General features: G+C 67.0%; 15 protein-coding genes. 12 read left to right on the forward strand and 3 right to left on the reverse strand.

Annotated elements, in window-relative coordinates:
- Positions 1-136 precede the first annotated feature (136 nt).
- The gene (locus tag P1J78_RS03485) at positions 137-400 is read right to left on the reverse strand and encodes a hypothetical protein (RefSeq protein ID WP_275565936.1); all 264 of its coding nucleotides are present in this window, start codon (positions 398-400) and stop codon (positions 137-139) included.
- 264 nt (positions 401-664) lie between these two features.
- Here P1J78_RS03485 and P1J78_RS03490 point away from each other — a divergent pair, with 264 nt between their 5' ends.
- Positions 665-1,981, forward strand: coding sequence for an FAD-binding oxidoreductase (locus tag P1J78_RS03490; RefSeq protein ID WP_275565937.1), 1,317 nt, complete (start codon positions 665-667; stop codon positions 1,979-1,981).
- On the forward strand, positions 1,978-2,715 hold the full coding sequence (locus P1J78_RS03495) for an SDR family oxidoreductase (protein WP_275565938.1): 738 nt from the start codon (positions 1,978-1,980) through the stop codon (positions 2,713-2,715). The genes P1J78_RS03490 and P1J78_RS03495 overlap by 4 nt, the downstream gene beginning before the upstream one ends.
- Before the next feature lie 48 nt (positions 2,716-2,763).
- On the opposite strand, the gene P1J78_RS03500 is transcribed toward P1J78_RS03495, so the two are convergent.
- Both P1J78_RS03500 and P1J78_RS03505 read right to left on the reverse strand, forming a co-directional pair.
- Entirely contained in the window at positions 2,764-4,197 is a 1,434-nt protein-coding gene (locus P1J78_RS03500; RefSeq protein WP_275565939.1) for a UbiA family prenyltransferase, read from the reverse strand.
- Entirely contained in the window at positions 4,187-4,957 is a 771-nt protein-coding gene (locus tag P1J78_RS03505; protein ID WP_275565940.1) for a lytic transglycosylase domain-containing protein, read from the reverse strand. Before P1J78_RS03505 ends, P1J78_RS03500 begins: the two co-directional genes overlap by 11 nt.
- Positions 4,958-5,456: 499 nt before the next feature.
- Here P1J78_RS03505 and P1J78_RS03510 point away from each other — a divergent pair, with 499 nt between their 5' ends.
- The 10 genes from P1J78_RS03510 to P1J78_RS03555 all read left to right on the forward strand — a co-directional run bounded on the left by P1J78_RS03510 (position 5,457) and on the right by P1J78_RS03555 (position 15,489).
- Entirely contained in the window at positions 5,457-5,651 is a 195-nt protein-coding gene (locus tag P1J78_RS03510; protein WP_275565941.1) for a Flp family type IVb pilin, read from the forward strand.
- A 276-nt stretch (positions 5,652-5,927) separates the two neighbouring features.
- Complete coding sequence (cpaB, locus tag P1J78_RS03515) at positions 5,928-6,779, forward strand: Flp pilus assembly protein CpaB (protein ID WP_275565942.1); 852 nt, start codon at positions 5,928-5,930, stop codon at positions 6,777-6,779.
- Between the two features lie 203 nt (positions 6,780-6,982).
- Entirely contained in the window at positions 6,983-8,392 is a 1,410-nt protein-coding gene (locus P1J78_RS03520; RefSeq protein ID WP_275565943.1) for a type II and III secretion system protein family protein, read from the forward strand.
- Positions 8,393-8,397: 5 nt separating this feature from the next.
- Positions 8,398-9,054, forward strand: coding sequence for an OmpA family protein (locus P1J78_RS03525; protein ID WP_275565944.1), 657 nt, complete (start codon positions 8,398-8,400; stop codon positions 9,052-9,054).
- Positions 9,055-9,345: 291 nt separating this feature from the next.
- Positions 9,346-10,596 (forward strand): CpaE/TadZ family protein, encoded by a 1,251-nt coding sequence (locus tag P1J78_RS03530; protein WP_275565945.1) that lies wholly within the window; start codon positions 9,346-9,348, stop codon positions 10,594-10,596.
- Positions 10,597-10,620: 24 nt separating this feature from the next.
- Entirely contained in the window at positions 10,621-12,072 is a 1,452-nt protein-coding gene (locus tag P1J78_RS03535; RefSeq protein WP_275565946.1) for a TadA family conjugal transfer-associated ATPase, read from the forward strand.
- Between the two features lie 3 nt (positions 12,073-12,075).
- A complete protein-coding gene (locus tag P1J78_RS03540) occupies positions 12,076-13,044 on the forward strand; it encodes a type II secretion system F family protein (protein ID WP_275565947.1) in 969 nt (322 codons plus the stop codon).
- Positions 13,045-13,057: 13 nt separating this feature from the next.
- Complete coding sequence (locus P1J78_RS03545) at positions 13,058-14,035, forward strand: type II secretion system F family protein (RefSeq protein WP_275565948.1); 978 nt, start codon at positions 13,058-13,060, stop codon at positions 14,033-14,035.
- Between the two features lie 4 nt (positions 14,036-14,039).
- Positions 14,040-14,600 carry a tetratricopeptide repeat protein gene (locus P1J78_RS03550; protein WP_275565949.1) on the forward strand — a complete coding sequence of 187 codons (561 nt, stop codon included), beginning with the start codon at positions 14,040-14,042 and terminating at the stop codon, positions 14,598-14,600.
- Positions 14,601-14,631: 31 nt separating this feature from the next.
- Entirely contained in the window at positions 14,632-15,489 is an 858-nt protein-coding gene (locus P1J78_RS03555) for a tetratricopeptide repeat protein (protein WP_275565950.1), read from the forward strand.
- The last annotated feature ends 34 nt before the right edge of the window (positions 15,490-15,523 follow it).

Genomic DNA, 15,523 nt, shown 5'->3' on the forward strand with positions numbered 1-15,523 from the left:
TCCGTCCCGCGCATCATCACCCCCAGCATGCCGTGCAAAGGGTGAATCACGTTCTCAAACCCCTGTCGAGGCAGAGTTTTTCAGCAGCCTGTTAAAAGGGGGCCCGGGCGGCCCCCTTTCGCGTTCTGCGGGCGGCTCAGCTATCGCCGTCCTCGGCCGCTTCGGCCTGCAGGAAATGCGTGCGCGCCACGTCGTTCACGACATCGCGGCGAACGCCGGGCTGGTTCTGCAGATAGACCCGGCCCTCGTTGCCTTCGAGCCCTTCATGGGCCTTCAGGATCGACAGTTCCTGCAGCGTGTACTGCCCGGGCTCCACGCCGAGGCTGCGCGCAAGCTGGTCGTTGGCCAGGGCCGGCGTGGCGGCTGCGAGGGCGATGGCGGAAATGATGATGCGTTTCATGGTCTTGCTCCTTGTCTCAGGTTCGTTGGGTCGCGGCGTCTTGCCGTCGATGATCAAAGAATGGGAGCCACCGACCCGTTTATCAATGAACAAGAGCGTGCCAAATTCGTTAGATAGGTGCTTTCTTGCACATAGGTTCCGCAATTTCTGGCATGACGTCGCGTTGCATGGTCGCAGGCGGCCCACTGTCCGACGGTTTGAAACGGCCCCATATTGCTGCCAATCTTCATGGCGAGATCGCGCTGGATAGGGCAAAAGACAGGCATGCGCTGGAAATCCACGACATATGCGGGTTGGGGCCGCGCCCTGCGCGCCGCGGGCGAGCTCGCCCGGCCGGAGCGGCAGGCGACGCTCGCGGCGCTGATGGCCGACAGCCCCGCCCCCGCCATCGGCAAGCGCCGCTCCTACGGCGACGCCTGCCTGAACGACGGCGGCCGGGCGGTGGACATGACCCGGCTCGACCGCTTCCTCGGCTTCGACGAGACGACCGGTGCGCTGACCGCCGAGGCCGGCCTGACCCTGGGCGAGATCGTCGCGGTCATGGCGCCGCGCGGCTGGATTCCCGCGGTGGTGCCCGGCACCGGCTTCGCGACCATCGGCGGCGCCATCGGCAACGACGTCCATGGCAAGAACCACCACCACGCCGGCAGCTTCGCCCAGCATGTCCGCGCGCTGACCCTGCTCCGGCCCGACGGCACGCAGGCCCGCATCACGCCCGAGGACGACATCGACCTGTTCCGTGCCACCGCCGGCGGGCTGGGCCAGACCGGCATCGTCGTCTCGGCCGAGCTGGAGATGACGCGCGTGCCCGGCGACATCATGACCGTGACCGAACGGCGGGCGGAAGATTTCGACGCCTTCCGCGCCATGCTGGACGCCTCGGAGGCCTCCTATACCGTGGGCTGGATCGACACGACGGCGAAGGGCGACAGCCTGGGCCGCGGCATCCTGGAAGAGGCGGAACCGGCCTCGGGCCTGGTGCCGCTCAAGAAAGGGTCGAAACGGGTGCCGATGGACGCGCCGGGCTTCGCCCTGTCCCACCCGATCGTCCGGGTCTTCAACGAGGCCTATTACCGCCGCGTGCCCCGGCGCGGGCGCACCGTGGTCCGGCCCGTCGACGACTTCTTCTTCCCGCTCGACCGGATCCACGACTGGAACCGGCTTTACGGCAAGCGCGGCTTCCACCAGTTCCAGTGCGTCGTGCCGCTGGCCGCGCGCGAGGCGATCCGCGACATGCTGGGCCGGATCGCGGGGTCCGGCCTGTCCTCGCCGCTGGCGGTGCTGAAACGCACCGGGCCGGGCCGCGCGGGGCATCTGAGCTTCCCGATGGAGGGCTACACGCTGGCCTGCGATCTGCGCGCCCTGCCCGAGGCGGAAAAGATGATCCGCACGCTGGAGGATCTGACGGCGGATGCCGGCGGCCGTATCTACTTCGCCAAGGACGCGCTCTGCACGCCCGAGCGCATTCCGCAGATGTATCCCGAACTCGACGCCTGGCGCGCGGTGGTGGCCAAGGCCGACCCGAAGGGCGCGATGGTCACCGACCTGGTGCGGCGGCTGAAGCTTCGGGAGGCTGCATGAGCCAGACCTGGATCATCCTCGGGGCGACCTCGTCGATGGCGCGCGCGCTGGCCCGGGCGCTGGCGGCGGAGGGGCACATGCTGATCCTCGCCGGGCGCGACGGCGCGGAGCTGGAGGCCATCGCCGCCGACTGCCGCCTGCGCGGCGCCGCCGCGGCCGAGACCGCCGCCTTCGACGCGCGCGACGCCGGCAGCTTCACGCCCCTGATCGACCGCGCCAGGGCGGCCGAGGGCATCGTCAACGCCGCCGTCTTCGTCGGCTCGATGCCCGAGCAATCGGCCATCGACGCGGACCCGTCGCTTCTGGACGGCACCGTGACCGACAGCTTCACCGGGCCGGCGCGCTTCCTGCAGATGCTGGCCCCGGTGATCGAGGAGAAGGCCGCCGGCACCGTCGTCGGCGTCGGCTCCGTCGCGGGCGACCGCGGGCGGCTCGGCAACTATGTCTACGGCGCCGCCAAGGCGGGCTTTGCCACCTATCTCTCCGGCCTGCGCAACCGGCTGACGCGCGCCGGCGGGCATGTGGTCACGGTCAAGCCGGGCTTCGTCGACACCGGCATGACCTGGGGGATCGAGGGGATGTTCCTGGTGGCCCAGCCCGACAAGGTCGCCGCCGACATCCTGAAGGCGGTCGCGCGCCGGCGGAACGTGATCTACACGCCGTTCTTCTGGCGCGGGATCATGGCGATCATCCGCGCGATCCCCGAGCCGATCTTCAAGAAGCTGTCGATCTGAGCGGCACGCCCGGCGAGACCGGCTCGGCAGAGCGCGCCGAGCGCGAGCTCAGCCGAACCATGTCTGCCACAGCCCGGCCGCGTAGAACATGATCGCCAGCATCAGGAAGATCAGCCCCAATCCGTGCTTGTCGGTCGCCGCAAAGACGATGGGGTCGTAATCCTGCTTGCCCTGGTAGCCCAGCCGCACCATCCGCCATAGCCACAGGAACAGCGGCACCAGCGCCACCCATAACAGCCAGCGCGTCGGGTAGAGCTCCCGCGCCTGCTCGGTGAAGCTGTAGAGGAAGAAGACCAGCAGCGCCCCGAATGTCCCGAGCCACGCCACGTTCAGCAGGTCGCCCCGGTCCGGCCGGCCATAGCCGCGCCCCGGTAGCCGCTCGTCCCCGGTGGCCAGCGTCACCTCGGTCAGCCGCTTGACGCAGCCCAGCGTCACGAAGGTCGGGAAGATAAAGACCAGCAGGTAGCCCGAGACATAGACGTCGACCGCCAGCGCCCCGGCGACCACCCGCAGGGTGTAAAGCCCCGCAAGCGTCGCGATATCGACCCAGCGCAGCCGCTTCAGCTTCAGCGAATAGCTGAGCGACAGCACCATGTAGAGACAGACCACGCCCAGAAAGGCCGGCGAGATCAGCAGGCTCAGGCTCACCGCCAGCGCCGTCAACACGGCCCAGGCGGCCATGCCTACGCTGATCGGGACGGTGCCGCTGGCGAAGGGCCGCTTGTGCTTGGTGGCGTGCAGCCGGTCGGCCTCCAGGTCCAGAAGGTCGTTGACGATGTAAATCGACGAGGCCGCGAAGGAGAAGGCGACCATCCCCAGGAGCACGGTGAACAGCGTCGACCAGTCGAAATAGTGCGAGGCCAGCATCGGCACCAGCAGCAGCACGTTCTTCACCCACTGGTGCGGCCGCAGCGCGCGGATCAGGTCGCCCAGCTGCCACGTGCCGGCCAGCCGAGTCACCGGCTTGCCCGCCGCCTCCAGCGCCGCGGCCTCCGCCGGTGCACCGACGACGACGGCGCCGCGCGCCTCGGCCCAGACGGGGCGGTCGGCGGCCTCGTTGCCGGCATAGTCGAAGCCGCCCTTGCCATAGGTCTCGACCAGCGCCGCCGCCTTGGCGGCGCCCTTCATGTTCTGCCCGTCGGCCGAGGCGATGACGGTCTCCGGCAGCCCGTGGTCCCGCGCCAGCGCCTGTACCAGCGCGCTGTCCGAGGCGGAGGCGAAGACCACCTCGCGCCCCTCCGCCCGCGCGGTGCGGGCCAGGTCCGCGACGTCCGAGTTGACCGGCAACAGGTCGGTCCGGAGCTGGGCGATCTCGGCCAGTTCGCGCTTCAGCACGGCGCGGTCGCCGAAATGCGCCGCGCAGGTGCGCAGGGTGTCGGCGGGCGCCCGGCCCAGCCCGGCCCAGAAACACTCGAACAGCATGTCGGTGCGCAGGAACGTGCCGTCCACGTCCAGCACCAGCGGCGTCTTATCAGCTTTCACTCGGGATTCCCGCAACTCGGAAGGCACAGCCATCGCTTATGAACATCGGCGGCGTCTGGCACAAGCCGCGCGCCACCGACCACGCGGCCAGCACCTTGGGCACATAGGCGCGCGTCTCGGCATAGGGCGGCACGCCGGCATGTTTCTTCACCGCGCCCTCGCCCGCGTTGTAGCCGGCCAGCACGAGGATCGGGTCGCCGCCGAACTCCTCCATCAGCCAGTCCAGATAGGCCACGCCGCCGGCGATGTTCTGCGCCGGATCGGCGCGGTCCGTCACGCCGAAGCGTGTGGCCGTGTCGGGCATCAGCTGCATCAGCCCGGCCGCGCCCTTGCCGCTGACGGCGTCGGGGCGGCCGGCGCTTTCGATCCCGATCACCGCCAGGACCAGGGCGGGCGAGACGCGGGTGTCGATCGTCGCGGCCAGGATCTGCGCCCCGTAGGTCTCGGCGATGCTCTGCAGGCTGGCCAGCCGCGGCGTCGGCACGCCCGGCCCCTTGGTCAGTTGCGCCAGGGCCGCGTCCAGCCGCCCGGGCCGGCCGTCGCCCAGGGCCGGGCTGACCTTGTCCCAGTACCACGCATAGGCTTCGGGCGCCGGGTCGGGTCCGGTCTCGGGATCGGTCTTCTCCGGCGCGACCTCGGCCTCCGGCTCGATCTGAACGGTGATGCGCGGTGGAGCGCCGGGTTTCGGCGGCTTCACCCGCTTGAAGGTGAAGTCGCGGAACGGCGGCGGGTCGTCGGCCGCGGCCGGAAGCGCCGCCATGGCGCATGAAATCACTGTCGCAAGGAATACCTGTCTCATTATGGGTGCGTTCCTGCCCGGACCCTGTTGCGCCTTCATTGCCAAGTGGCACCGCGGTTGACCAGATTCCGACGCGGCGCAGCGGCCGGCGGAGGGTCATTCGAAGCTCGGATGTGGCAAAATTGACAGTCTGGCGCTGTGAATGCGCAAAACAAACGCGAAAATGCGAAGAACCCGGCGGCGCGGACCACGCCGGCGCGACCACCGGGTCGCACCGATCCGCGCAGGTGACGCTCTGCCAAGGAACTCCGCCGCGAGGAACCTCTCGGCTGTGCGGTCGGCAACGCGCGCGCCACCATGTCGAACCGCCGGCGATTGTTGCGACCCGGACACAAATAACCGCCAGCGCTTCGAAATTGTACACATGCCGCCCAATTGCCGCCCCAATTCGAAGGTTAATGATTTTTTGCCGCGGGCAAAGATCCGCGGAGAGCAGAGTATCGAGCAGACGGAGAGAGACATGAAACTATTCAACCTGATCAAGCGCTTCGAGCGTGACGAAGACGGCGCCGTGACCGTCGACTGGGTCGTGCTGACCGCCGCCATCGTCGGCCTGGGCATCGCCGTGCTGACCACCGTCGGCGGTGCCACGGACGACTACGGCGAGACCATCGGCTCGCACCTGTCCTCGCAGGATGTGAAGACGACCTACTGATCGCCTGACAGGCGATCCGAACGGACCCGCGCCGGAGGGCCCCGGCGCGGGTCCTTATTATGTCCGGCCCCCGGCAACCGCCGTCGGACACCGGCCTCAGTCGGAACCCAGTCGGAGCGATATGCCGGCACTGTCGGCGGAGCGTGGAGAAATCACAGCAATGCCAACGGCAGTGCACGGATTTGCCGCAATACCGGGGCAGATTGAACGAAACCGTTGGGTCGACGTACGACCGGCGCGGTTCGCCGTGCCCGGTCGATCGGGAAAGGAAACACGATGCGCGTGATATTCGGACTGGTTCTTGTCATCGGCCTCGGCCTTGCCGGCTTCGCCGTCTACATGGCCAAGGGATATCTGGAGAGCGAGCGCGCGGCGCGCGAGAGGATCGTGCCCACCGTGGACGTCGTCGTCGCGGACACGCAGCTGACCTATGGACAGCCCATCAGGAAGGAGGACCTGCGCGTCATCCGGTGGCCGGAGAATTCCGTGCCCAAGGGAGCGTTCCCGTCCATCGACGCGGTCTTCTCCAAGGGCGAGGACGTTTACCGCACCGCCCTGCGCACCATCGAGAAGAACGAGCCGCTGATGCTGGTGAAGATCACCGATCCCGGCGAGGATGCCGGCGTGTCGACCCGGCTGACCAAGGGCATGCGCGCCTTCGCGATCAAGGTCGACGTCGCCTCCGGCGTGTCGGGCTTCCTGCGGCCGGGCGACCGCGTCGACGTCTACTGGACCGGGCAGTTGCCCGACCGTCGCCGGGAGGGCACGCGCGACGTCACCAAGCTGATCCTGTCGCGGATCAAGCTCGTGGCGGTGGACCAGACCGCCGACGGCGAGCGCGCCGCCCCCACCATCGCCCGCACGGTCACGGTGGAGGTGACGCCGATGGAAGTCGCCGCCCTTGCCCAGGCGCAAAGCACCGGCCGGCTGTCGCTGTCGCTGGTGGGCGCCTCTGACGACACCTCCGTGGAAAGCAGCGTGGAGATCGACCAGAACCGTCTGCTCGGGATCGAGGAGGAGGAAAAGGAAGAGCCCGAGGTCGTCGAGGCCGAAGAACCGGAGGTCTGCACGATCCGCACGAATCGTGGCGGCGAGATCCGGGAAATCCCGATCCCCTGCACCAACTGACAAAGCACGAATCAAACAAAGGACGGGCCCGCAATGCAGGGCCCGTTTTGTTTCTAAAGTACAATTTGTGGTGCTCTGTTGCCCTTTCTCCACATGAAAGGATTTCTACAAACGGTTGATTATTGATCGGAATCGCGTTTTCGGTCACCTTGCGCCCAACCCGGCATCCAGATCGGGCTTCCGTGATCATAGAGGCAGGTCACATGCACATTGCGAGATTCCTTGGGGCCGCCCTGCTGGGGCTGTCCGTTCTGGGCGCCACCGTGCCGGACGCATCCGCCCAAAGCCTTCGGGTGCTGCGCGGCGCGGCGTCCGGCTCTCTCAAGGTTCCGATGAACCGGGCGGTCGTCGTCGAAAGCGACGTGCCCTTCGCGGAGCTCTCCATCGCCAACCCGGCCATCGCCGACATCTCCACGCTGTCGGACCGCACGATCTATGTGCTGGGCAAGACGCCGGGGCGCACCACGCTGACGCTGCTGGGCGTCGACGGCGGGCTGATCGCCAATGTCGAGGTGCAGGTCGCGCCCGACATCACCGAGTTCAAGGAACGGCTGCAGCAGATCCTGCCGGGCGAGAATATCGAGGTGCGGACCGCGAATGACGGCATCGTGCTGTCCGGTGTCGTCTCCAGCATCGAGAAGCTGGATCGCGCGCTGGATCTGGCCAACCGCTACGCGCCGGACCGGGTGTCGAACCTGATGGTCGTCGGCGGTACGCATCAGGTGATGCTGAAGGTCCGCTTCGCCGAGATGGAACGCTCGGTGTCGAAGAGCCTGTCGACTTCGCTGGCCGTCGGCGGCGGCAACGGCGTCAGCGTCTCCGGCGAGACCGGGACGTGGCTGGACGCCGGCAACGGGCTCGGCAATCCGATCACCACCGGCCCGGGCACCGAGGGCGCGCTGGCGCTGGGCGTCTCGGCCGGCGCCTTCGAGTTCGGGGTGCTGCTGGAAGCGCTGGAGACCAAGGGCGTCGTCCGCACCCTGGCGGAGCCGAACCTCACCGCGCTGTCGGGGCAGGAAGCGCATTTCCTCGCCGGCGGCGAATACCCGATCCCGGTCGTCGACAACGACGGCTCGGTCACCATCGAGTACAAGCCCTTCGGCATCGAGCTGACCTTCACCCCCCGCGTGGTGGACCAGGACAAGATCAACCTGCAGCTCAACGCGGCGGTGTCGGGCATCGACCCGTCGATCACCGTCACCCAGGGCGGCATCGACGTCAGCGCCTTCCGCCGGCGCGAGGCCTCGACCGTGGTCGAGATGCGCGACGGCGAGAGCTTTGCCATCGCCGGCCTGCTGCAGGACGACTTCGAGGACCTGAACGGCCAGGTGCCGTGGCTGGGCGATATCCCGATCCTGGGGGCGCTGTTCCGCTCGGCCAGCTATCAGCGCGAGCAGAGCGAGCTGGTGATCATCATCACCCCGCATCTGGTGACGCCGACCAACGGCGACGCGCTGGCGCTGCCGACCGACCGTGTCAACCCGCCGACCGAGGCCGAGCTGTTCCTGTTCGGCAAGACCGTGGGCGGCGACGGCACCACCCCGCCGCCCGGACCCGCCGGCGAAGTCTCTCAACAGGACTTCAACGGCTCCTACGGCTACGTGATGGAGTGAGAGACATGGCCGGATACCGCACAACGACCCTGCTCGCCGCCACGAGCCTCCTGGCGCTGTCTGCCTGCGGCGACCGTGCGCCCCTGTCCGGCTGGACCGAGGAGGCCGGGGCCTTCATCGACTCCGGCGGCTTCGGCAACGCGACGATGAACAACACCGGCGTCCAGAACGGCGACCTGTCCTACGTGCTGAACCTGAACGAACGGTTCAACGACGAGGTCACCACGGTCGTGGAATTCGCCTTCGACTCCGCGGTGCTCGACGCCCGGGCGCAGGCCGTGCTGCGGCGGCAGGCCGCCTGGATCCGGCAGTTCCCCGAGGTGCGGTTCCGGGTCTACGGCCATACCGACCTGGTGGGCTCGGACGCCTACAACAAGCGGCTCGGCCAGCGCCGCGCCAACGCGGTGGTCGCCTATCTCGCGCGGCAGGGCATCCACCGCGGCCGGCTGGAGGCGGTGGTCTCCTATGGCGAGACGCAGCCGATCATCTACACCGAGCAGCCCGAGATGCGGAACCGGCGCGCGGTGACCGAGGTGTCGGGCTTCGTCCAGAACCACCCGCTGGTGCTGAACGGCAAATACGCCGACGTGATCTTCCGCGAATACGTCGAAAGCGCGACCGAGCAGAGCAGTTCGGACGAAGGTGGGGGCGAAGGCGGCTGACGCCGCCGCAAGTCGGGCAATCTGGAGAAAGGCGGTCACCGGATCGCCTTTTTTCGTATCGGGTGCCCCCGCGGCAGCCGCCCCCGCTCGCGGAACAATCCTGCCGAATGGGGCCGCTCCGTTCCAAGAAATCGAATAATGACGATTTTTCAGCCGTAATCTTGCCCACATTCCCCGGCATCACAACGGCATAGGAGCAGTGCATCCGGCCCGAGGGGGGCCGGGTTCCGGGCTCTTCCCCTGCGCGCCAGAACCGGCCGCGGGCGGCCCGGAGAAACAGGGAACGGAATTATGAGCTCAAACGCGGCCTTGCAAAGCGATCCTGCACCCATCCTGGCGTGCACGGTGGCGCGCGACGTTCAGAAGTTCGACCTTCTCATCGAGGACATGGAGACCGAGCTGGGCGAAGCCTGGGGGGATCTGTCCTTCGAAGACGCGCGGATGTTCTTCGGTCAGCCCGAAGCCCAGCACATGGAATTCGTCGCCATCGCGATCGACGAGGAGGACGAGACGAACCTCGCCGGGATCGCCGACCTGATCGAGACGGCGAACCACCACGGTCTCAAGGTGATCCTGATCGCCGAGAATGTCAGCCCCATCGCGCTGCACCAGCTGCTGAAGCTCGGCGCGAAGGAGTTCTGCCCCTACCCGCTGCCCGAAGGCACGCTGCACGACGCCATCGAACGCATCCGCAACGCCGACCAGGCCGCCGAGCTGGCGCCGGCCAACACGAACGTGGCCCATCCCAGCCGGACCGACCGCAACGGCGTGATCGTCACGGTGCACGGCCTGGCCGGCGGCGTGGGCGCCACGACGCTGGCGGTCAACCTCGCCTGGGAACTGGCGACCGTCGAGGACAAGAAGCCGCCGCGGGTCTGCCTGATCGACTTCGACCTGCAGTTCGGCTCGGTCGCCACCTATCTCGACCTGCCGCGCCGCGAGGCGGTCTACGAGCTGCTGTCCGACACCGCGTCGATGGACGCCGAGGCGTTCATGCAGTCGCTCGTCACGTTCAAGGACCGGCTGCACGTCCTGACCTCCCCCTCCGACATCCTGCCGCTGGACTTCGTCGCGCCGGAGGATATCGAGCGGCTGATGGAGGAGGCCACGGCGAATTTCGACTACGTGGTCATCGACATGCCCACCACCATCGTCCAGTGGACCGAGACGGTGCTGAACGAGAGCCACGTCTACCTGACGCCGCTGGAGCTGGACATGCGCTCGGCGCAGAACGCGCTGCGCATGGTGCGGGCGCTGAAATCCGAGGACCTGCCGTTCGAGAAGCTGCGCTATGTCCTCAACCGCGCGCCCAAGTTCACCGACCTCAGCGGCAAGAGCCGGGTCAAGCGCATGGCAGAAAGCCTGGACATCGCCATCGAGATCCTGCTGCCCGACGGCGCCAAGCAGGTGATGCAGTCCTGCGACCACGGCGTGCCGCTGGCCGAGACCGCGTCGAAGAACGTGCTGCGCAAGGAAATCCACAAGCTGGCGGCCTCGATCCACCAGCACAATGTCGACCAGGCGGCCGCCGAGGCCGACTGAACGTCCAAGCGAGGATAAGCGTCCGTGTTTGCCCGTTACAGCAAAAAGAGTACCGCCAACGCCAAGCCGGTGAAGACCGCGGAGGCCGCGCCGAAGCCCGCACCCGCGGCCGAGGCCGCCCCCGCGGCGAAACCCGCGCCCAAGGCGAAACAGGCCCCGCGCCAGCCCGCCCTGCCCCAGCCGGTGGACAAGGAGCGCAAGCGCAAGGAACGCATCGCCGAGATCAAGGTGGAGCTGCACAAGCGGCTTCTCGACAACCTGAACCTCGCCGCGCTGGAACACGCCACCGAAAGCGACCTGCGCGCCGAGATCGCCGCGATCACCTCCGAGGCGCTGGAGGAGTTGTCGGTCGTCCTGAACAAGGACGAGCGCACGACGCTGATCAAGGATCTCTACAACGAGGTCACGGGCCTCGGGCCGCTCGAGGCGCTTCTGCAGGACGACAGCGTCAACGACATCCTCGTCAACGGGCCGCGGCAGATCTTCGTGGAACGCGACGGCCGGCTCGAACTGTCGGACATCACCTTCAAAGACGAGCGCCACCTGTTGCGGATCATCGACAAGATCGTCTCGGCCGTCGGCCGGCGCGTCGATGAATCGAACCCCTACGTCGACGCCCGCCTTGCCGACGGCTCGCGCTTCAACGCCATGGTGCCGCCGATCGCGGTGGACGGCAGCCTCGTCTCGATCCGTAAGTTCAAGAAGGAAAAGCTGGGCATCCGCGACCTGGTGGGCTTCGGCGCCTTTTCCGAGGACATGGCGATGTTCCTGGAGGCCGCGGTGGCCTGTCGGCTGAACGTCATCGTCTCGGGCGGGACAGGTTCGGGCAAGACCACCACGCTCAACGCGCTGTCGTCCTTCATCGACGACGCCGAACGCATCCTGACGATCGAGGACACGGCCGAACTTCAGCTGCAGCAGACCCATGTGGGCCGGATGGAAAGCCGCCCGCCCAACGTCGAGGGCAAGGGCGCGGTGACCCAGCGCGACTGTCTGCGCAACGCCCTGCGGATGCGTCCCGACCGCATCATCGTCGGCGAGACGCGCGGCGAAGAGGTCATCGACATGCTGCAGGCGATGAATACCGGCCACGACGGCTCGATGACCACGATCCACGCCAACAGCGCGCGCGACGCGGTTTCGCGTCTGGAGAACATGATCGCCATGGCCGGCATCGAGATGCCGCTGAAGGCGGTGCGCGCCCAGATCGCCAGCGCCGTGAACCTGATCGTGCAGGCCAGCCGCCTGCAGGACGGCTCGCGCCGCATGATCTCGATCACCGAGGTCACCGGCATGGAAGGCGAGGTGATCTCGATGCAGGAGCTGTTCCGCTATCAGCGCCTCGGGCTGGAACCCAACGGCAAGATCATCGGCCAGTTCACCGCGACCGGCGTGCGGTCGCATTACTCCGAGCGCTTCCGGCAGTGGGGCTACGACCTGCCGCCGCAAATCTTCGAACCTTCGGTAGGACTGTAAGCCATGAGCGTCCCCATAGAACTCATTATCTACGGGCTGATCTTCATCGCCGTTCTGGTGCTGGTCGAAGGCATCTACCTGACCGTCTTCGGCAAGTCGATCAGCCTGAACAACAAGCTGAACCGCCGGCTGGAGATGCTGGAAAAGGGCGTTGGCCGCGAACAGGTCCTGGAACAGCTCCGCAAGGAGATGTCGCAGCACCTGAAGTCGAAGTCGATCCCGCTCTACGCGATCCTGGCCGAGAAGGCGCAGAAGGCCAATATCGCCTTCACGCCGGCGCAACTGATCATGGTGATGGGCGTGCTGGCCGCCGTCGCCTTCATGGGCCTGACCATCGGCACCGGCGCCTCGATCCAGATCCGCATCGGCGTGTCCGTCCTGATGGGCATCGGCGCGGTCTATGTCTGGATCAACAAGAAGGCCACCCAGCGCATGAAGATGATCGAGGAGCAGCTGCCCGACGCGGTGGAGCTGATGGTCCGCTCCCTGCGCGTCGGCCACCCGTTCTCCTCGGCGCTGAACATCGTCGCCAAGGAGGTGCCCGACCCGCTGGGCACCGAGATGGGGATGATCGCCGACGAATCCGCCTATGGCCGCGACGTGGGCGAGGCGCTGAAGGCGATGGCCGAGCGGCTCGACATGCAGGACATGCGCTTTCTCGCCGTCGCCGTGACGATCCAGCAGACCTCGGGCGGCAACCTGGCCGAAATCCTCGACGGCCTGGCCAAGGTGATCCGCTCGCGCTTCAAGCTGTTCCGCCGCGTCAACGCGATCACCGCCGAGGCGAAATGGTCGGGCAAGTTCCTGTCGGGCTTCCCGCTCCTGGCGCTGGTCGGCATCAATGTCGCGCAGCCCAACTATTACGACGAAGTGATGCAGACGCCGGTCTTTATCCCCGCCTGTCTCTTCGTCGCCGGCTTCCTCGTCGCGAACCTGTTCGTGATGCGGATGCTCGTGAACATCAAGGTCTGAGGAGGCCCCGCCCATGCAATCCTTCATGGACATGCTTACCGAACTGATGGGGCCCTTCGGACCGCTGATCGCGGTGGGGGGGCTCGGCCTGCTGCTGGTGCTGCTGACCCTGCCGATGTTGCTGAAAAAGCAGAAGGATCCGCTCGACCGGCTGAAGGAGCAGGCCCGCGCGCCCAAGCCGGGCGCCCCCGAGGCGCGGCTGCGCGCCGAGACCAAGAAGGACAAGCTGGAGAAATACTCCGACTTCCTCGAACCCAAGGACGCCGAGGAATTCTCGGCCGTCAAGCTGAAGCTCCTGCAGGCGGGCTATCGCGGCCGCAACGCCGTGCGCATGTACCACTTCGCCCAGTTCGCGCTGGGCGGCGGCGGCCTGATCCTGGGCACGGCCTATGCGCTGCTTCTGCAGGTGACGCAGGATCCCTCGACCCAGCAGATCATCCTGTCGATCCTGGTCCCCGGCGCCGTCGGCTATCTGGCGCCGAAATACTGGGTGAACCGCCGCCTGCAGTCCCGCCAGGAGGAGATCACCAACGGCTTTCCCGATTCGCTCGACATGATGCTGGTCTGCGTCGAGGCGGGCCAGTCGCTCGACCAGGCGATCCTGCGGGTGTCGCGCGAGATCAAGGCGGGCTACCCGGCGCTGGCCGAGGAGTTCAGCCAGGTCAGCCAGGAGATGAAGGCCGGCAAGGACCGGATCAGCGTGCTGCGCGACATGTCCGAGCGCGCGGGCGTGACCGACGTGGCCAGCTTCGTCACGGTGCTGATCCAGTCGGCCAGCTTCGGCACCTCGATCGCCGAGGCGCTGCGCGTGTTCTCCGCCGAGATGCGCGACAAGCGGGTGATGCGCGCCGAGGAAAAGGCGAACACCTTGCCCACGAAGATGACCCTTGCCACAATGATGCTGACGGTTCCGCCGCTTTTGATCATCCTGGTGGGACCGTCCGTGTACGGTATCTACGATACGCTCACGGGGCAGAGCACGGGGTTCTGAGCGCATGAGACATCGCTGGCCGGGCCTCCTCCTGGTCATCACAGCCTTGGCCGCCTGTTCGGGAACGGGCGGCCTTCGCACGTCCGACGGCCTGTTCGCGCCCGCCGTCGACACCAGCCGCGACAACGTGGACGGGCTCGTGGTGGGCCACAGGCTGATGGCCGGCGGCGAATACGAACTGGCGCTCAAGGCGTATTACCGTGCCGCCGCGGCCCAGGGCATGACGGTCGACGTGCTGTCCGCCGTGGGCTCGGCCAACCTGCGGCTGGGCCGGCTGAACCAGGCCGAAAACCTGCTGCGCCGCGCGCTCGACACCGACCAGACCTTCGTGCCCGCCTGGAACAATCTGGGCGTCGTGCTGATGGAGACCGGCCGCTACGGCGAGGCGGAGCGTGTCTTTCATACCGCATTCGCGCTCGATAACGGCGAAAGCGCCGCAATACGCGAGAATTTGCGCTTAGCCCTCGCAAAACTGGAAAATCCCAGTTACGATGCGGAAAACAAATCCCAATTCGCCCTGGTTCGGCGGGGAAGCGGTGAATACCGCCTGCTCGCCACGCCATAAGGCGAAGGACGAGCAGTAAAGGACGCCCAGGATGCGCCATGTTGTGGGGATGCTTTGCATCGGCAGCACTGTTCTGCTGTCCGCGTGCGGGGACAAGGCAGGCAACGCCGATGTCGAGCGGAGCTTCGACTCCGTGAACGTCATCGACGAAAGCAATATGAACGACATCATGCTGACGGTCGCCGACCCGAACGAGGCGGTGAACTACTTCCGGCGTGCGCTGTCGGAAGAGCCGGAGCGCGTGGATTTCCTGCGCGGGCTGGCCAAGTCGCTGATCCGCGCCAAGCGCAACACCGAGGCGGTGGCGGCCTGGAAACAGGTGATCGCGCATCCGGAGGTGAACAACGACGACCGGGTCGACTATGCCGACGCGCTGATCCGGACGGGCGACTGGACCAAGGCCGAGGAACAGCTGGACACGATCCCGCCGACCTACGAGACCTTCAAGCGCTACCGGCTGGAGGCGATGGTCGCCGACAGCAACCAGGAATGGAAGAACGCCGACTCGTTCTACGAAACCGCGGTGGGGCTGACGACCAAGCCGGCGAGCGTGCTGAACAACTGGGGCTATTCCAAGCTGACCCGCGGCGATTTCGCCGAGGCCGAGCGGCTGTTCACCGAGGCGATCACCTATGACGACAGCCTGTTCACCGCCAAGAACAACCTTTGCCTCGCCCGCGCCGCGCAGCGCAACTACGAGCTGCCGGTGATCCCGATGAGCCAGGTGGAGCGGGCGCAGCTGCTGCACACGCTGGGCCTGGGCGCGGTCAAGCAGGGCGACGTGGCGATCGGCAAGGGCCTGCTGCGCGAGGCGGTCGACACCCATCCGCAGCACTTCGAGGCCGCCGTGCGCTCGCTGCGCGCGCTGGAAGCGAACGTGACCAACTAGGGCGCCGCCCGGCCGAAGGCGCCGGGCGACGGGC

This window comes from Psychromarinibacter sediminicola, from assembly GCF_029168335.1.
Classification (GTDB): Bacteria; Pseudomonadota; Alphaproteobacteria; order Rhodobacterales; family Rhodobacteraceae; genus Psychromarinibacter; species Psychromarinibacter sediminicola.